The 12427-nt window shown below is 66.1% G+C and carries 13 protein-coding genes; 4 read left to right on the forward strand and 9 right to left on the reverse strand.

The window, feature by feature from the left end; translation table 11 throughout:
* Window positions 1–12 precede the first annotated feature (12 nt).
* From kduD to VW23_RS21715, 7 genes are all read right to left on the reverse strand, one after another.
* The gene (kduD, locus tag VW23_RS21680) at window positions 13–732 is read right to left on the reverse strand and encodes a 2-dehydro-3-deoxy-D-gluconate 5-dehydrogenase KduD (protein ID WP_069911578.1); all 720 of its coding nucleotides are present in this window, start codon (window positions 730–732) and stop codon (window positions 13–15) included.
* Window positions 732–1589 (reverse strand): 5-dehydro-4-deoxy-D-glucuronate isomerase, encoded by an 858-nt coding sequence (gene kduI, locus VW23_RS21685; RefSeq protein WP_069911579.1) that lies wholly within the window; start codon window positions 1587–1589, stop codon window positions 732–734. The genes kduD and kduI overlap by 1 nt, the downstream gene beginning before the upstream one ends.
* Window positions 1586–2344: a FadR/GntR family transcriptional regulator gene (locus VW23_RS21690; RefSeq protein WP_069911580.1), complete on the reverse strand. Its 759-nt coding sequence runs from the start codon at window positions 2342–2344 to the stop codon at window positions 1586–1588. The genes kduI and VW23_RS21690 overlap by 4 nt, the downstream gene beginning before the upstream one ends.
* Window positions 2345–2347: 3 nt before the next feature.
* The gene (locus tag VW23_RS21695; protein WP_069911581.1) at window positions 2348–3634 is read right to left on the reverse strand and encodes a TRAP transporter large permease; all 1287 of its coding nucleotides are present in this window, start codon (window positions 3632–3634) and stop codon (window positions 2348–2350) included.
* A 1-nt stretch (window position 3635) separates the two neighbouring features.
* A complete protein-coding gene (locus VW23_RS21700; RefSeq protein ID WP_244513694.1) occupies window positions 3636–4214 on the reverse strand; it encodes a TRAP transporter small permease in 579 nt (192 codons plus the stop codon).
* Window positions 4215–4305: 91 nt separating this feature from the next.
* The gene (locus VW23_RS21705; protein WP_069911582.1) at window positions 4306–5286 is read right to left on the reverse strand and encodes a TRAP transporter substrate-binding protein; all 981 of its coding nucleotides are present in this window, start codon (window positions 5284–5286) and stop codon (window positions 4306–4308) included.
* A 669-nt stretch (window positions 5287–5955) separates the two neighbouring features.
* Window positions 5956–6747, reverse strand: a complete 792-nt coding sequence (locus tag VW23_RS21715; RefSeq protein WP_069911584.1) for a glycerophosphodiester phosphodiesterase — start codon at window positions 6745–6747, stop codon at window positions 5956–5958.
* Between the two features lie 167 nt (window positions 6748–6914).
* Between VW23_RS21715 and VW23_RS21720 the strand changes: the two genes are divergently transcribed.
* The gene (locus VW23_RS21720; RefSeq protein ID WP_069911585.1) at window positions 6915–7904 is read left to right on the forward strand and encodes a GNAT family N-acetyltransferase; all 990 of its coding nucleotides are present in this window, start codon (window positions 6915–6917) and stop codon (window positions 7902–7904) included.
* A 34-nt stretch (window positions 7905–7938) separates the two neighbouring features.
* Here the strand turns inward: VW23_RS21720 and VW23_RS21725 are convergent, their stop codons facing one another.
* Both VW23_RS21725 and VW23_RS28675 read right to left on the reverse strand, forming a co-directional pair.
* Window positions 7939–8604 carry a hypothetical protein gene (locus VW23_RS21725; RefSeq protein WP_069911586.1) on the reverse strand — a complete coding sequence of 222 codons (666 nt, stop codon included), beginning with the start codon at window positions 8602–8604 and terminating at the stop codon, window positions 7939–7941.
* 85 nt (window positions 8605–8689) lie between these two features.
* Complete coding sequence (locus VW23_RS28675; RefSeq protein ID WP_141728439.1) at window positions 8690–9037, reverse strand: DUF6194 family protein; 348 nt, start codon at window positions 9035–9037, stop codon at window positions 8690–8692.
* Between the two features lie 227 nt (window positions 9038–9264).
* Here VW23_RS28675 and VW23_RS21730 point away from each other — a divergent pair, with 227 nt between their 5' ends.
* From VW23_RS21730 to VW23_RS21740, 3 genes are all read left to right on the forward strand, one after another.
* Window positions 9265–9861, forward strand: a complete 597-nt coding sequence (locus VW23_RS21730) for a hypothetical protein (RefSeq protein ID WP_069911587.1) — start codon at window positions 9265–9267, stop codon at window positions 9859–9861.
* Between the two features lie 489 nt (window positions 9862–10350).
* Complete coding sequence (locus VW23_RS28680) at window positions 10351–10656, forward strand: hypothetical protein (protein WP_141728440.1); 306 nt, start codon at window positions 10351–10353, stop codon at window positions 10654–10656.
* The gene (locus VW23_RS21740; protein WP_069911589.1) at window positions 10616–12169 is read left to right on the forward strand and encodes a terminase large subunit domain-containing protein; all 1554 of its coding nucleotides are present in this window, start codon (window positions 10616–10618) and stop codon (window positions 12167–12169) included. The genes VW23_RS28680 and VW23_RS21740 overlap by 41 nt, the downstream gene beginning before the upstream one ends.
* The last annotated feature ends 258 nt before the right edge of the window (window positions 12170–12427 follow it).

Genomic DNA, 12427 nt, shown 5'->3' on the forward strand with positions numbered 1-12427 from the left:
GCGGCAGCTGTGTCAAAGCGCCAGCACGGACGCCGGCGCCAGCAGGAATACCGCGGCGTCGCCGATATCGGCGGGCTGGCCCCAGCGGCCGGCGGGGATGCGGCTGAGGATCGACGCCGAGCGGTCGGGGTCGGCGCGGAGCGCTGTGGTGTTGTTGCTCTCGACATAGCCAGGCGCAATGGCGTTGACGTTGATCCCCTGCCCGGCCCACTCGTTGCTGAGCGCCTGGGTGAGCCCGGCGACGCCGTGCTTGCTGGCGGTATAGGCCGGCACGCGGATGCCGCCCTGAAAGCTCAGCAGCGAGGCGACATTGACGATCTTGCCGCGCCGGCCGGCAGCCAGCACCAGCCGCGCGAACTCCTGGCTCAGAAAGAACAGCGTCTTGAGGTTGAGCGACAGCACGTCGTCCCAATCCGCCTCGGAATAGTCCACCGCATCGGCACGGCGGATGATGCCGGCGTTGTTGACCAGGGCATCGATGGGGGTTGTGGCCCAGCTCTCACGCAGCATCTGCCGCGCCGCATCGAGGTCACTCAGATCGCAGCTCACCGGCACAAATGTGCCGCCGACGGCGGCGATCTGCGCCGCGGTTTCATCGAGCGAGGAGCGGCCGACGCCGACGACGCGGGCTCCCGCCTTGGCTGCGGCGAGCGCAATACCCTGCCCGATGCCGGTATTGGCGCCGGTGACCAGCACCGTGCGGCCACTGAGCGAGAAGGCGCTGAGATCCATTATCGGAGATCCGCGAGCGCTACCGCATCGATGTCGGTGTAGTCGACATTGTCGCCGGCCATGGCCCAGATGAAGGCGTAGCTCGCCGTGCCGACGCCCGAATGGATCGACCAGCCCGGCGACAGGATGGCCTGCTCGTTGGCGACCACCAGATGCCGGGTCTCGCTCGGCTCTCCCATCATGTGAAAGACCCGCGCCGTCTCCGGCAGGTCGAAATAGAGGTAGGCCTCCATGCGCCGGTCGTGGATGTGGCAAGGCATGGTGTTCCACACCGAGCCGGGGGCGAAGGTGGTGAGCCCGACCACCAGCTGGCAGGTGCGCACCTTGGCCTCAGGGTGGATGAACTGGAAGATCGAGCGCTTGTTGCAGGTCTCGGGCGTGCCGAGGTCGAGCCGTTTCGCCTGGTCGATCTTCAGCAGCATCGCCGGGTAGCTCGCATGCGCCGGCGCCGAGAGGATGTAGAACTTGGCCGGAGCCGAACCGTCGTCCGAGGCGAAGCTGACATCGTTGAGCCCCCTCCCGAGGTAAACCATGTCGCGCGTGCCGACCTCGAAACGCTCGCCATCGGCGACAATACTGCCGGCGCCGCCGATGTTGACAGCGATCAGTTCACGCCGCTCGAGGAAGCTCCCGGTGCCAGTGGGCCGGATCGGCTCGAGCTGCAGTTTCTCGCTGCCCGGCACCAGCCCGCCGACGATCATCCGGTCGTAGTGAGAATAGGTGAACCTCGCCTCGCCGAGGACGAACAGCTTCTCGATCAGGAAGTTCTGCCTGAGTTCGTCGGTACCCATGCGGGCCGCGGCAACGGGGTCGATGGCCCAGCGCGACTGGTGGCTGGTGGTTGGGCTGTCGTTCATTGGTCATCCCTGGTGGTCATGGCGTAATGCGCCGTGCGTTCATGCAACCGCGTGCGATAGCGAGCCTGACTGCGCGACAGGTGAGCGCGCATCGCCGCGCGGGCGGCATCGGTGTCGCCGGCCGAAATGGCGCTCAGGATGGCGTGGTGTTCGAGCTGCAGGCTACGCTGGTACTCGAGGCTCTGCACCAGCTCGGTGGTCCAGGGCGAAGTGACGTCGCAGGGGATGGTGCGCTTGCCCAGAGCGTCGAGCATTTCGACATAGAACGGGTTGTTGGTGGCTTCGGCGATGGCGCGATGGAAGGCAAAATCCGCCGGGCCGGTCGGCTGGTCGAGCCGCAGCAGCCGCTCGAACTCGAAGAACGCCTCCTGGATCACCGCCTCCTGCGATGGGTTGCGGCGCAGCGCCGCCAGCGCCGCGCATTCGACCTCGATGCCGAGCCGCACTTCGAGCACGTTGAGCGCGGTGGAGACCCGGCTGCCCATTTCGGCCGCCAGCATGCCGAGCCCGGCCGTCGGGTGGTTGACGACGAACACCCCCGCCCCCTGCCGCGACTGCACCAGCCCATCGGCCGCCAGCGTCGCGATGGCCTCGCGCACCACGGTGCGGCTTACGCCGAACTGTTCGCTGAGCTGGTTCTCGGTGGGCAGCTTCCGGCCCGGCGGAATTTCACCTGCGAGCAGTTGCGCCCTGAGTGTCGACACCACGCGGATCGAGAGTTTCTGGCGCGGCTGGGCGCGGAGGTCGGATGCCATGCTTCATGTGCCCCTGAACAGACGCGGCAGCCAGAGCGAGATCTCCGGGATGTAGGTCACGAGGCCGAGGACCACGAGGCTCGCGCCGTAGAACGGCCAGATCGAGCGCATGGCCTGCCAGACGGTGATCTTGCCGACCGCGCAGGCGACGAACTGCACCGCCCCCACCGGCGGCGTATTGAGCCCGATCCCGAGGTTCAGGATCATGATGACGCCGAAATGCACCGGGTCGATGCCGTACGCCTGCACCACCGGCAGGAAGATCGGCGTGGTGATGATGATCATCGGCCCCATGTCCATGAAGGTGCCGAGCAGCAGCATCAGCACATTGAGCAGCAGCAGGATCATCAGCGGATCGCTGGAGATATCGTTGAGGAAGTCGATCATCAACGCCGGCACGCTGAGCCGGGCCATGAGATAGGAGAATGCCGCGGCCGTGCCGATGATCAGCAGCACCATCGAGGTGGTGCGGACGGCCCCCATGGTGGCGTGGACGAAATCCCGCCAGCCCATGCGGCGGTAGACGAGCACGGTGACCAGCAGCGCATAGAACACCGCGATGCACGAACTTTCGGAGGCGGTGAAGACGCCGGAGCGCACGCCGCCGAAGATGATGGCGATCAGCAGCAGGCCGGGCAGCGAGACGAGGAACAGATACCCCACCCGGCGGAAACCGGGAAACGGCTCGGTCGGATAGCCGCGCCTGCGGGCGACGACATAGGCGGTGAGCATCAGCACCAGGGCGAACAGCAACCCCGGGATGATGCCGGCGGTGAACAGGTCGGCGATGGAGATCTTGCCGCCGGCCGAGATCGAATAGATGATCATGTTGTGGCTGGGCGGGATCAGCAGCGCGATCAGCGCCGCCATCGAGGTGACGTTGACGGCGTAATCGGCACCGTAGCCGCGCGCCTTCATCTGCGGGATCATCAGCCCGCCGACCGCCGCGGCTTCCGCCACGGCCGAGCCGGAGATGCCGCCGAACAGCGTCGCCGTGGCGATGTTGACCTGCCCCATGCCGCCGCGGACATGGCCGATCAGCGAACTGGCGAAATCGATGATGCGCTGCGCGATGCCGCCGCGGACCATCAGGTCGCCCGCATAGATGAAGAACGGCACGGCGAGCAGCGTGAAGATGTTCATGCCCGAGTTGAGCTGCTGGAAGATCACCAGCGGCGGCAGCTTCATGTAGAGCGCCGTGGCAAAGGCCGCCACACCGAGGCAGAAGGCGATCGGCGTGCCGATCAGCATGAGCAGCACGAACGTGCCGAACAGCACCCAGAGTTCCATCTCAGACCTCCTTGACCGTGCCGGCGTCGGGCACCGCATCGAGATCGAGATTGACGTCGGCATCGATATCGACGCCCGACCAGCGCAGCACCAGGCGCTCCAGCGCGAAGATGACGATCAGCGCCCCGCCCGCCACCACCGAGATGTATTTGGCGCCTTCCGGGATGCCGAGCGTCGGCATCCGCGCCGCCCAGGACAGCAGCACCAGCTGCATGCCGTAGACCACCATGCCCAGGGCGAAGGCGAGCACCACGAGATCGGAAATGGTGCGCAGGTACTTCTTGCCGCTCCTGGGCAGCACATAGAGCAGCACGTCGAAGCCCAGATGGTAGTTCTCGCGGATGCCGACGGCCGAGCCCAGAAAGATGAACCAGCTCATCAGGAACACCGCGGCCGGCTCGGTCCAGGCGTTGGACCAGTTGAGCACGTAGCGGGTGAACACCTGCCAGCCGACGAACAGTGTCATCAGCACCAGAAAGAACCCCGCCAGATAGAGAGCGGCCGTGCTCAGCGCACTCAGGGCCCTGCCCAGTTTGCGCAGCCGTGGCCGCGCCGCCGTCAGATCGTCGATACCTGCCAAGTCGTCCTCCCCCGGCCCAGCCGCGTGCCGAAGCGGCCCGGCGAAATACGGCAGCCGGAGCGGCGCGTGCCGCCCCGGCGCCGATCAATACTTACTCAGCGGCCTGGATCTTCTCGATCAGGGCCTTGAGCTCGGGATCGGCGGCATACTTGTCGTAGACCGGCTTCACCGCGTCGACGAAGGCCTGCTTGTCGGCGACTTCGACGATGGTCGAACCCGAACCTTCGACGATCTTGCGCGACTCGGCGACCTTGGCGTCCCACAGCTCATATTGCTTGGCGACGCTGTCCTTGGCGGCCTGGCGGATCACCGCCTGGTCTTCCGGGCTGATACCGTCCCAGACCATCTTGGAGATGACCAGCACTTCGGGAACGATCAGGTGTTCGTCGAGCGTGTAGAACTTGGCCACTTCCGAGTGCTTGGCGGTGTCGTAGCTCGGGAAGTTGTTCTCGGCCCCGTCGACGACGCCGGTTTCGATGGCCGAATAGACTTCGCCATAGGGCATCGGGGTAGCGGTGGCGCCGAAGGCCGCCATCATGTCCACGAAGATATCGGACTGCATCGTGCGCAGCTTCATCCCCTTGAGATCGGCTACCGAGGTGATCTGCTTCTCACTGGTGTAGAACGAGCGCGCACCGCCATCGTAGAAGGCGAGCCCGATGACGCCGTAGGGCTCGAAGGCGGCGAGGATCTCATCGCCGACCGGGCCGCTCATCACGCTGCGGGCATGGGCGGTGGACTTGAAGATATAGGGCAACGACGGCACGATCGTCTGCTTGACGAGGCCGTTCCACGGCCCCAGCGACGTGCGGTTGATGGCGATGGCGCCGGCGCGAACCTGCTCCACCGTATCGGCCTCCTGCCCGAGCTGGGCGCCGAACTTCACATCGACCGAATAGCGGCCGGCGGTGCGCTCGCTGACCAGCTGGCCAAAATACTTCACCGCTTCGACGGTGGGGTAGCCATCCGGATGCGTATCGGATGCGACGAGGACGGTCTGGGCAGCGGCCCCACCGATCATCATGGCGGCAGCGACCATCGCGGTCGCGGCCAGTTTGGTCATCTGAAACATTTGGTCTTCCTCCCTGTTGTAGTCGGTCGCTCGATGCGCCGCTCGACCTCGAGGTCTGCCTGGCTCATCGAGGCCTGCCGGACGCACTGCCCCCCCAGCCGGACAGCACGAGCTGTCAGCCGTTCCTCGGTTTCGCAGTACGAAATCTCCTCGGCACAAAGTCGTAGAGGAGCCGGCACCAGCATGTCAACATACAAGCTCAACGATGTTGTGTGATGACTTTGGGAGATCTGGCGTCGGCTGAGATCCTCGCCACCTGCCTTCTCCTGCGGAGCAAGCCGCGTTCAACCGCCCGCGAGGGCGCCCGGGTTGGCGCTAGGCTGGCGTTCGAGCTGACCGATGGGTTGGCGCTTGGGGCGAGCTATGACGGGCGCATCTCCGAGAATGGACAGTCGCATCAGGCGAGTGCGCCGATTGGTGGGAGTTTTTGACGGGGGCCTTTGCTGGCGCCGCGCACGTCCCCTCGCCCCTCCTAGGGGGCGCGATAGCGCCCCCGGGGGGAGAGGGTTAGGGTGAGGGGTAGCCAAGCACACTGATCGAACGGACAATAGCTGGCGTTCCTAGTGCGGCGCGCTTGGCGCCCCTCACCCCAGCCCTCTCCCCAAAGGGGCGAGGGGGCGCTGTGGCACCGTCCGAGCATGGGACCCCCTCCCCCGCAAGCGGAGAGGGTCACGACTGCGATTCTTGCGCACTCGCCGCCTGCTGTTCCCGCACATAGTCCTGCAGCCAGTCGGGCCAGTTGATGGTCATGCCGTTGCAGCCCAGTTCCGCGGCCGCGATCATCTTTTCGCGGCTCGAGATCCCCGAGCTCCGCGCTTCGATGCCGAGCCGGTGCGCCAGTTCCACCAGCTCGCGCGTCTGGTTGCTGGCGTTGAGGGTGATCATCGAAAAGCCGTTGGCGGCGCAGCGCTCCACCGCGCCCCGCGGGTCGGCAGCGAGCAGCTCCTCCGGCGCCCAGGCGATACGTACGCGCGGCGCCAACGCCTTGGCCCGCTGCAACCCCGCCTCGTCGACGATCGAGAAGATGAAGGCGTGCTCGACCAACCCACGCGCCTCGAGCGCCGCGACCACCGCCTCGGGCAGCCCCGGCATCGGCTTTTTGAGCTCGATATGATAGGTCAGCCTCGTCCCGAACCGGTCGAGCAGCTGCTCGAGCGTGATCAGCTTTTCGCCGGCATAATCGCGATCCCAGTGGAGCCGCGGATCGTGCCAGGAGCCGGCATCGAGTTCCAGGAGTTCGGCCAGCGTGAAATCCTCCGGCAGCCCGGCGCCATCGGTGGTGCGCTCCAGCGTGTTGTCGTGGAACAGCAGCAAACGGCCGTCTTTGGTGAAGGCGACATCGGTCTCCACTTCGGTGGCCCCCATCGCCACGGCGCGCTCGAACGCCGCCATGGTGTTTTCGGGCGCATAGCCGCTCGCCCCACGATGCGCGATGATCCGAAATGGTTCTGCCAAGGTCATGTCGAACTCCCCTCCTCGAAGACCGGTGCCACATCATCCCCGGTTCAGCAATCGGGCGTTGACCGGTCACGATCTGCGAGCGGCAGATGCGGGCCTTCGCTTTTTGCCTTGCCGACTGGCCCTGTCATGGGGGCTAATCGCCAACCTTCCCGCAGAGGAGTGACCGGGTGAACGAGTTCACCGAGCTGGATCCCGCCGACTACCCGCGCGTCGCGACGCTGCTGGAGGGGCTCGCCGAACGCCATGGCAGCGTCCCGGCGGTGCTGGCCGGCACGGCAACTGGGCGGGTTCGCGTCGACGACATCGCCTCGCCTCGCGCGGTGCTGCTCGATGGGCCGGAGGGGCTCTATCTCGGTGGCGCCCCGTTTGCCGAGCTCGATTGGGCGGCGCTGCGCGGCGCGATCCATCCCTTCGCCTACCTCTATCCCGATGACGCCTGGCTGCCGGTGATCGACAGGGTGCTGCCGCACCGCTTCATGCGGCGCCACCAACGGGTCACGCTGTCGCTCGATCTCGGCACGGTCGCTAACCACCCAACGCCCTCTGCCGATCGTTTCGCCGTGCGGCCGATGGCCGACGGGGTTGGCGCGGAGGTGGTCGATGGCGACCTCGTGGTTGCCCATTGCCACGAGGACATGGTGGTCGGCGACCGGGTCGAGGTCGGGATCTGGACCGACCCACGCTTCCGACGACAGGGCCTGGCCCGGCTGGCGGTGGCCGGCGCCATCACCGAGGCGCAGCGGCGCGGGCTCACGCGGATGGGCTGGCACTGCCTCGCATCGAATGCCGGATCGCTGCACGTGGCGCTGAGAAGCGGCTTTGCCATCGTCGCCGAATATGAGGCCTTCGGCGCGTATCTCGATGCCGAGAACCTCGATGATCTCGAGACAAGCCAGTGGCTCGATCTCGCCAGGCATTTCGAAGCCGCCGCGGCCGAACTGCCGACCCTCGGGATCTGCGCGGCGCAAGCCTTCAGCTGCGCCGGCCGGCCGGATGATGCGCTCGCCGCACTCGAGCGGCTGGTCAAAACCAACTGGAACGGCAAGGCCGGCTGGCTCGAGCAGAGCTGGGCCCTGGCGTCGCTCCGCCATGACCCCCGCTTTGAGCGCATCGTCGCTCGGCAGCGGGAAGCTGAAGGCGGCGAAGCGGCGACCTGATGGCTGGGAGCGGTGACCGGAAAGGCCAGCCCGCTCACCCACCGATCATATGATCGGCGACGCTGTAGCTGTGGCTTGCCTGATAGGCGTTGCGGCCGCGGTTCATGTGGGTGAGGTTGAAGCGGCGGATGGCGCGCAGCAGGTGTGGGCTGGCGAGCATCTTGTGCAGCGAGGCGGCGCCGCGCACCTTGATGCCGAACATGTCGGCTCCATTGGGGAAGAACCAGCCGACATCTTCCGGCGCGAGGGCGCCCTGCTCCACCAGGCTCTCGTCGAGCTGCTCCGGCGTCACCGAGCCGTCGCTGGTGAAATCTGAGAGGTGGAGAATGAACCGGCCGCGTACGCCGGCCTCATCGGCATAGAGGGTGAAGAACTCCATCCAGCTGGCATTGACCCGCACCAGCGGCTTGTCGGAGGTGGACGGCAGGCAGGACACCGACCACCAGAACCGCTCGGTGCGGCGCGGCATCGGCAGGCAATCCCGGCCATAGACGCTGAGGAGCTTCAGCACCTCCGCCGCCTGTGGCCGGCCGAGGAGTTTCTGGTAGCGCGGCAGATACTTGAAGCGCAGCTCCACCGATTCCTGGCGCTCATCGGCGTCATCGAGCAGCTCGCCCTCGAGCCAGGCGGCCTGCCGCTCGAGGCTGAGGAACTGGCGCAGGCCGGTGGGCTCGGAGCGGGTGGTTTTGCGGGATGCCATCTGTTGCCTCACGGGGCCGGCTACTATCGCCAGTAGATAGACAGACCTGTCTGTTCATGTCAAGACGACGTCCAGGCCTGAGGACCTACCAGCTGTCGGGCCGCCGCTCGCGCAGCTGGCGCGCCGCCTCAAGCAGGCCTCGGCATTGCGCCCAGGTGGATTCGGGGGTGATCACGCTGACCCAGCGCATCCGGCCATAGACCGGGTGCGGGAACAGCGTGTCGATCGCCTGGTAGTCGAAGGCCGCGGCCTCGAGATCCCGGCGGCTGCTGATGGCAGGCGAAAGTGAAACGCCGCGCTGCGCGCAATTGGTACCGGGAACATACCGGGAATGGCCTGACGTATTACGATTTTCAGGGCAGGAACGTTCTGAGAACAGCGTTGCTGGCGCAGCATAACCGCATTCTGGCCACCAGCGACGAGAGTTGAGCACCCCATTTCACCAGGCAAAGCGATGCAATATCACTGGACGGCCCGAATAACTGCTGACAATCAGCATATAGCCGAATGCAATAGTCAGGGCGTGAAGCATAACGGCACGGTCTTTCGCTAATACTTTGGACGCAGGTCGTCGGCCGCGAGATCCAACGGTAGAGCGCTGGGCTTTGCGCCCGAGTTGCTGTAGCAGCAGCGGTTTCGAGAGCCTCGAGGGACATTGCGATGGATGATCTGCTGGTTGCCCAGAAGCAGTTGCAGGCGGAGGCCGATGCGGTGGTCGCGGCCCTCGGTCTCGTCGAGCCGCTCAGCGAGATCGGCCAGCCCACCCGGGTCGGCAGTTCGGCGCTGGGCCTGATGGTCCGCCGCGACATCGACATCACGGTGAGCTGCCGCAAGCTCGATGATGCCACCCTCGCCGCCTTCGCGCAGTTGGGGGCGCGGCTGATGCAGCGCACTGACCTCGTGGTCGGGGTGCGCTTCCGCAACGATGCCGGAAGCTGGAACGCCGAGCCGCAGAACTACCCCGATGGGCTCTACCTGGGGCTAGCTGTCCGCACCGCCGAGGGCGCCAACTGGACCTTTGACATCTGGCTGGTCGACCAGCCCGAACGCCAACCCGACCTGGCGCACCTCCGCACCCTGCTGCCGCGGCTGACGGATGCGGACCGGCGCACCATCCTCGGCATCAAGCACGAACTCGCCAAGGGCGACGGCACCGAACCGCGCCTCCCCAGCGCGTTGGTGTACGAGGCGGTGATGGACCACGGCGTGCTGGATCTGGCGGGGTTTGAGGCGTGGCATGCGGGGCGGGCGAGGTAGCGGGCAGACGTTCGCCACAGCCACCACAGCCCTGTGGTGAGTGCCAATCGCACCGCTTGCACCCTCACCGCAATCACCCTAGCTTCAGCATCAGGCAGCGAGCTTTCGCCGCCTCTATGTGGGCTGACTGCGAGGGGACGCTTCGGCGGGTTGCCTCCGGGCCCACGGTGACGGGGAGCCGATCGGCGTGACCCGCTCACCGCTTGTGGTTTGCTCGTCTGGACATTGCTGGGGTTGGTTGGAGCCCCGCCGGTTGGTTGGCTTTCCGCCATTTGCGCCCCACACTCGATGTTGGGTGGGGCGGCTCGACGCGCCCGATGACTGAAGCAGACGGCCCCCTCCCATCCTCCCCCATGAAAGGGGGAGGTGCCCCGCTGGTTCACTGGGCACGATCGAAGACAGAGCCTCGACTCTTCACCTCCCCCTTCATGGGGGAGGCCGGGAGGGGGCCGTCTCTCTCAGTCGGGCGCTCGTAGTCAGGGAACTCCTATGCCTCGTGCCGACAGCAAATCCAGCACCGTTCTGCCTCCCGGAACGGATGCAACCTGGCCGAGCAACGCCCCCGCAGATCCCGTTCAAACTCCGCTCGAATTCCTCCTCTCGATCATGCGCGACGAGAGCGCGACGCGCAGCGAGCGGGTGGATGCGGCCAATAAGGCGGCGCCGTATCTGCATTCGAAGCACGCCACCGTCGACCATCGTTCATCCGATGGCAGCATGCGGCCGACCATTATCTTCGAGGGGATGCCCAAGAATGCCCGCAGCGAACAGCGCGACGAAGGGAGCAGCGACTAGCCAGAAACGCCCCGAGGCGTTGCGCATTGCGCTGCACCCCAAGCAGTGGGTGGCGTTCGGGTCGGCGGCGACCGAGGTGCTTTATGGCGGGGCGGCGGGGGGTGGCAAATCGCATCTGATGCGGCAGGCGGCGATCAGCTGGTGCGCCGAGATTGCGGGCCTCCAGGTCTATCTGTTTCGCCGTATCCGCGAGGATTTGAGCAAGAACCATATGGAAGGCCCGTCGGGCTTTCGGGCGCTGCTCGCCGGCTGGGTGGAATGCGGGTTCGTCACCATTGTCGAGGACGAGATCCGCTTCTGGAACGGCAGCAAAATCTATCTCTGCCACTGCAAGGACGAGAAGGACCGCTTCAAGTACCAGGGCGCCGAGATCCACGTGCTGTTGATCGACGAGCTGACCCATTTTACCGAGGTGATCTACCGCTTCCTGCGCAACCGCGTGCGGATGACCGGCATTGCGGTGCCGGAAAAATACCGCGGCCGGTTCCCGCGCATCCTTTGCGGCGCCAACCCCGGTGGGGTCGGGCACCAGTTCGTCAAAGTGACCTTCATCGACGCCGCCGCGCCGCTCGAAATCCACCGCACCGCGGCAGCGGAAGGCGGCATGCTGCGCCAGTTCATTCCGGCGCGGCTCGAGGACAATCCGACGCTCACCACCGAGGACCCGGCCTATGAGGCGCGGCTCGAGGGGCTGGGCAGCGCCGCCTTGATCCGCGCCATGCGGCATGGCGACTGGGACATTGTCGATGGCGCCTTCTTCGATTGCTGGCAGGCGCGGCTGCATGTCATCGAGCCCTTCGCCATCCCCGAGGACTGGGCGAAATTCCGCTCCGGCGACTGGGGCAGCGCCCGGCCGTTTTCGTTCGGCTGGTGGGCGATTGTCGGCGACGACACCCGGCACCCGGTGTCGGGCGTACTGCTGCCGCGCGGCGCGCTGATCCGCTACCGCGAATGGTATGGGTGCGAGCCGGGCAAACCCAACAAGGGGCTGAAGCTCACCGCCGAACAGGTGGGGAAGGGCCTCGCGCAGCGCGAGACCGAAACCGTGGGGCTCGGCGTGCTCGACCCGGCGGCCTTTGCCGAGGATGGCGGGCCCTCGATTGCGAGCCGCATTACGCTCGGCTCCGGCGACAAGCGGATCTTCTTTCGCGGCGCCGACAATAAGCGGGTGTCGCAGCGCGGCGCCATGGGCGGCTGGGACATGCTGCGCCAGCGCTTCGTCGGCACGACACTCGACGAGGACGGCAAGCCCGACCCCGCGGGCCGGCCGATGATCTATTGCTTTTCGACCTGCCGCGACTCGATCCGCACCATCCCGATGCTGCAGCACGACCAGGCGCGCCCCGAAGATCTCGACACCGACACCGAAGACCATGCCGCCGATGACTGGCGCTATGCCGCGATGTCGCGCCCCTGGGTGCGGGCGAAGCCGGCGGCTGAGCCGGGGAAGGCGCGCACTGGGTACCGGGCGCAGAGTGGTGGCGCGACGCCGGGCGACTGGCAGAGTTATTGAGAGAGTAGTGTGCAGCGCACACACCACCGCAAGACGTCACCACCGGCGTCATTCCCGCGCAGGCGGGAACCTAGTGGGATGCCGCAGCGCCCGCTGCGGCTGAAAAATCCCACTGGGTCCCCGCCTTCGCGCACTAGTGTCCGGGATTCTTGTTTGTTTGGGGTGGTGCAAGGCAGGCACCGCCAGGTGATCTGGCATAAAATCGAGTTGCGAGACTTGATTTGGAGCCTGCCATGCCATTTGAGCCTAATGGTTTCC

Source organism: Devosia insulae DS-56 (assembly GCF_000970465.2).
Classification (GTDB): Bacteria; Pseudomonadota; Alphaproteobacteria; order Rhizobiales; family Devosiaceae; genus Devosia_A; species Devosia_A insulae.

What these genes read in the sequence shown, in the direction of transcription:
- VW23_RS21695 (WP_069911581.1), bottom strand. Translation starts at nt 3,634, where the DNA reads ATGGAACTCTGGGTGCTGTTCGGCACGTTCGTGCTGCTCATGCTGATC.
- kduD (WP_069911578.1), bottom strand. Translation starts at nt 732, where the DNA reads ATGGATCTCAGCGCCTTCTCGCTCAGTGGCCGCACGGTGCTGGTCACC.
- VW23_RS21705 (WP_069911582.1), bottom strand. Translation starts at nt 5,286, where the DNA reads ATGTTTCAGATGACCAAACTGGCCGCGACCGCGATGGTCGCTGCCGCC.
- VW23_RS28680 (WP_141728440.1), top strand. Translation starts at nt 10,351, where the DNA reads ATGCCTCGTGCCGACAGCAAATCCAGCACCGTTCTGCCTCCCGGAACG.
- VW23_RS21715 (WP_069911584.1), bottom strand. Translation starts at nt 6,747, where the DNA reads ATGACCTTGGCAGAACCATTTCGGATCATCGCGCATCGTGGGGCGAGC.
- VW23_RS21730 (WP_069911587.1), top strand. Translation starts at nt 9,265, where the DNA reads ATGGATGATCTGCTGGTTGCCCAGAAGCAGTTGCAGGCGGAGGCCGAT.
- VW23_RS21740 (WP_069911589.1), top strand. Translation starts at nt 10,616, where the DNA reads ATGCCCGCAGCGAACAGCGCGACGAAGGGAGCAGCGACTAGCCAGAAA.
- VW23_RS21690 (WP_069911580.1), bottom strand. Translation starts at nt 2,344, where the DNA reads ATGGCATCCGACCTCCGCGCCCAGCCGCGCCAGAAACTCTCGATCCGC.
- kduI (WP_069911579.1), bottom strand. Translation starts at nt 1,589, where the DNA reads ATGAACGACAGCCCAACCACCAGCCACCAGTCGCGCTGGGCCATCGAC.
- VW23_RS21725 (WP_069911586.1), bottom strand. Translation starts at nt 8,604, where the DNA reads ATGGCATCCCGCAAAACCACCCGCTCCGAGCCCACCGGCCTGCGCCAG.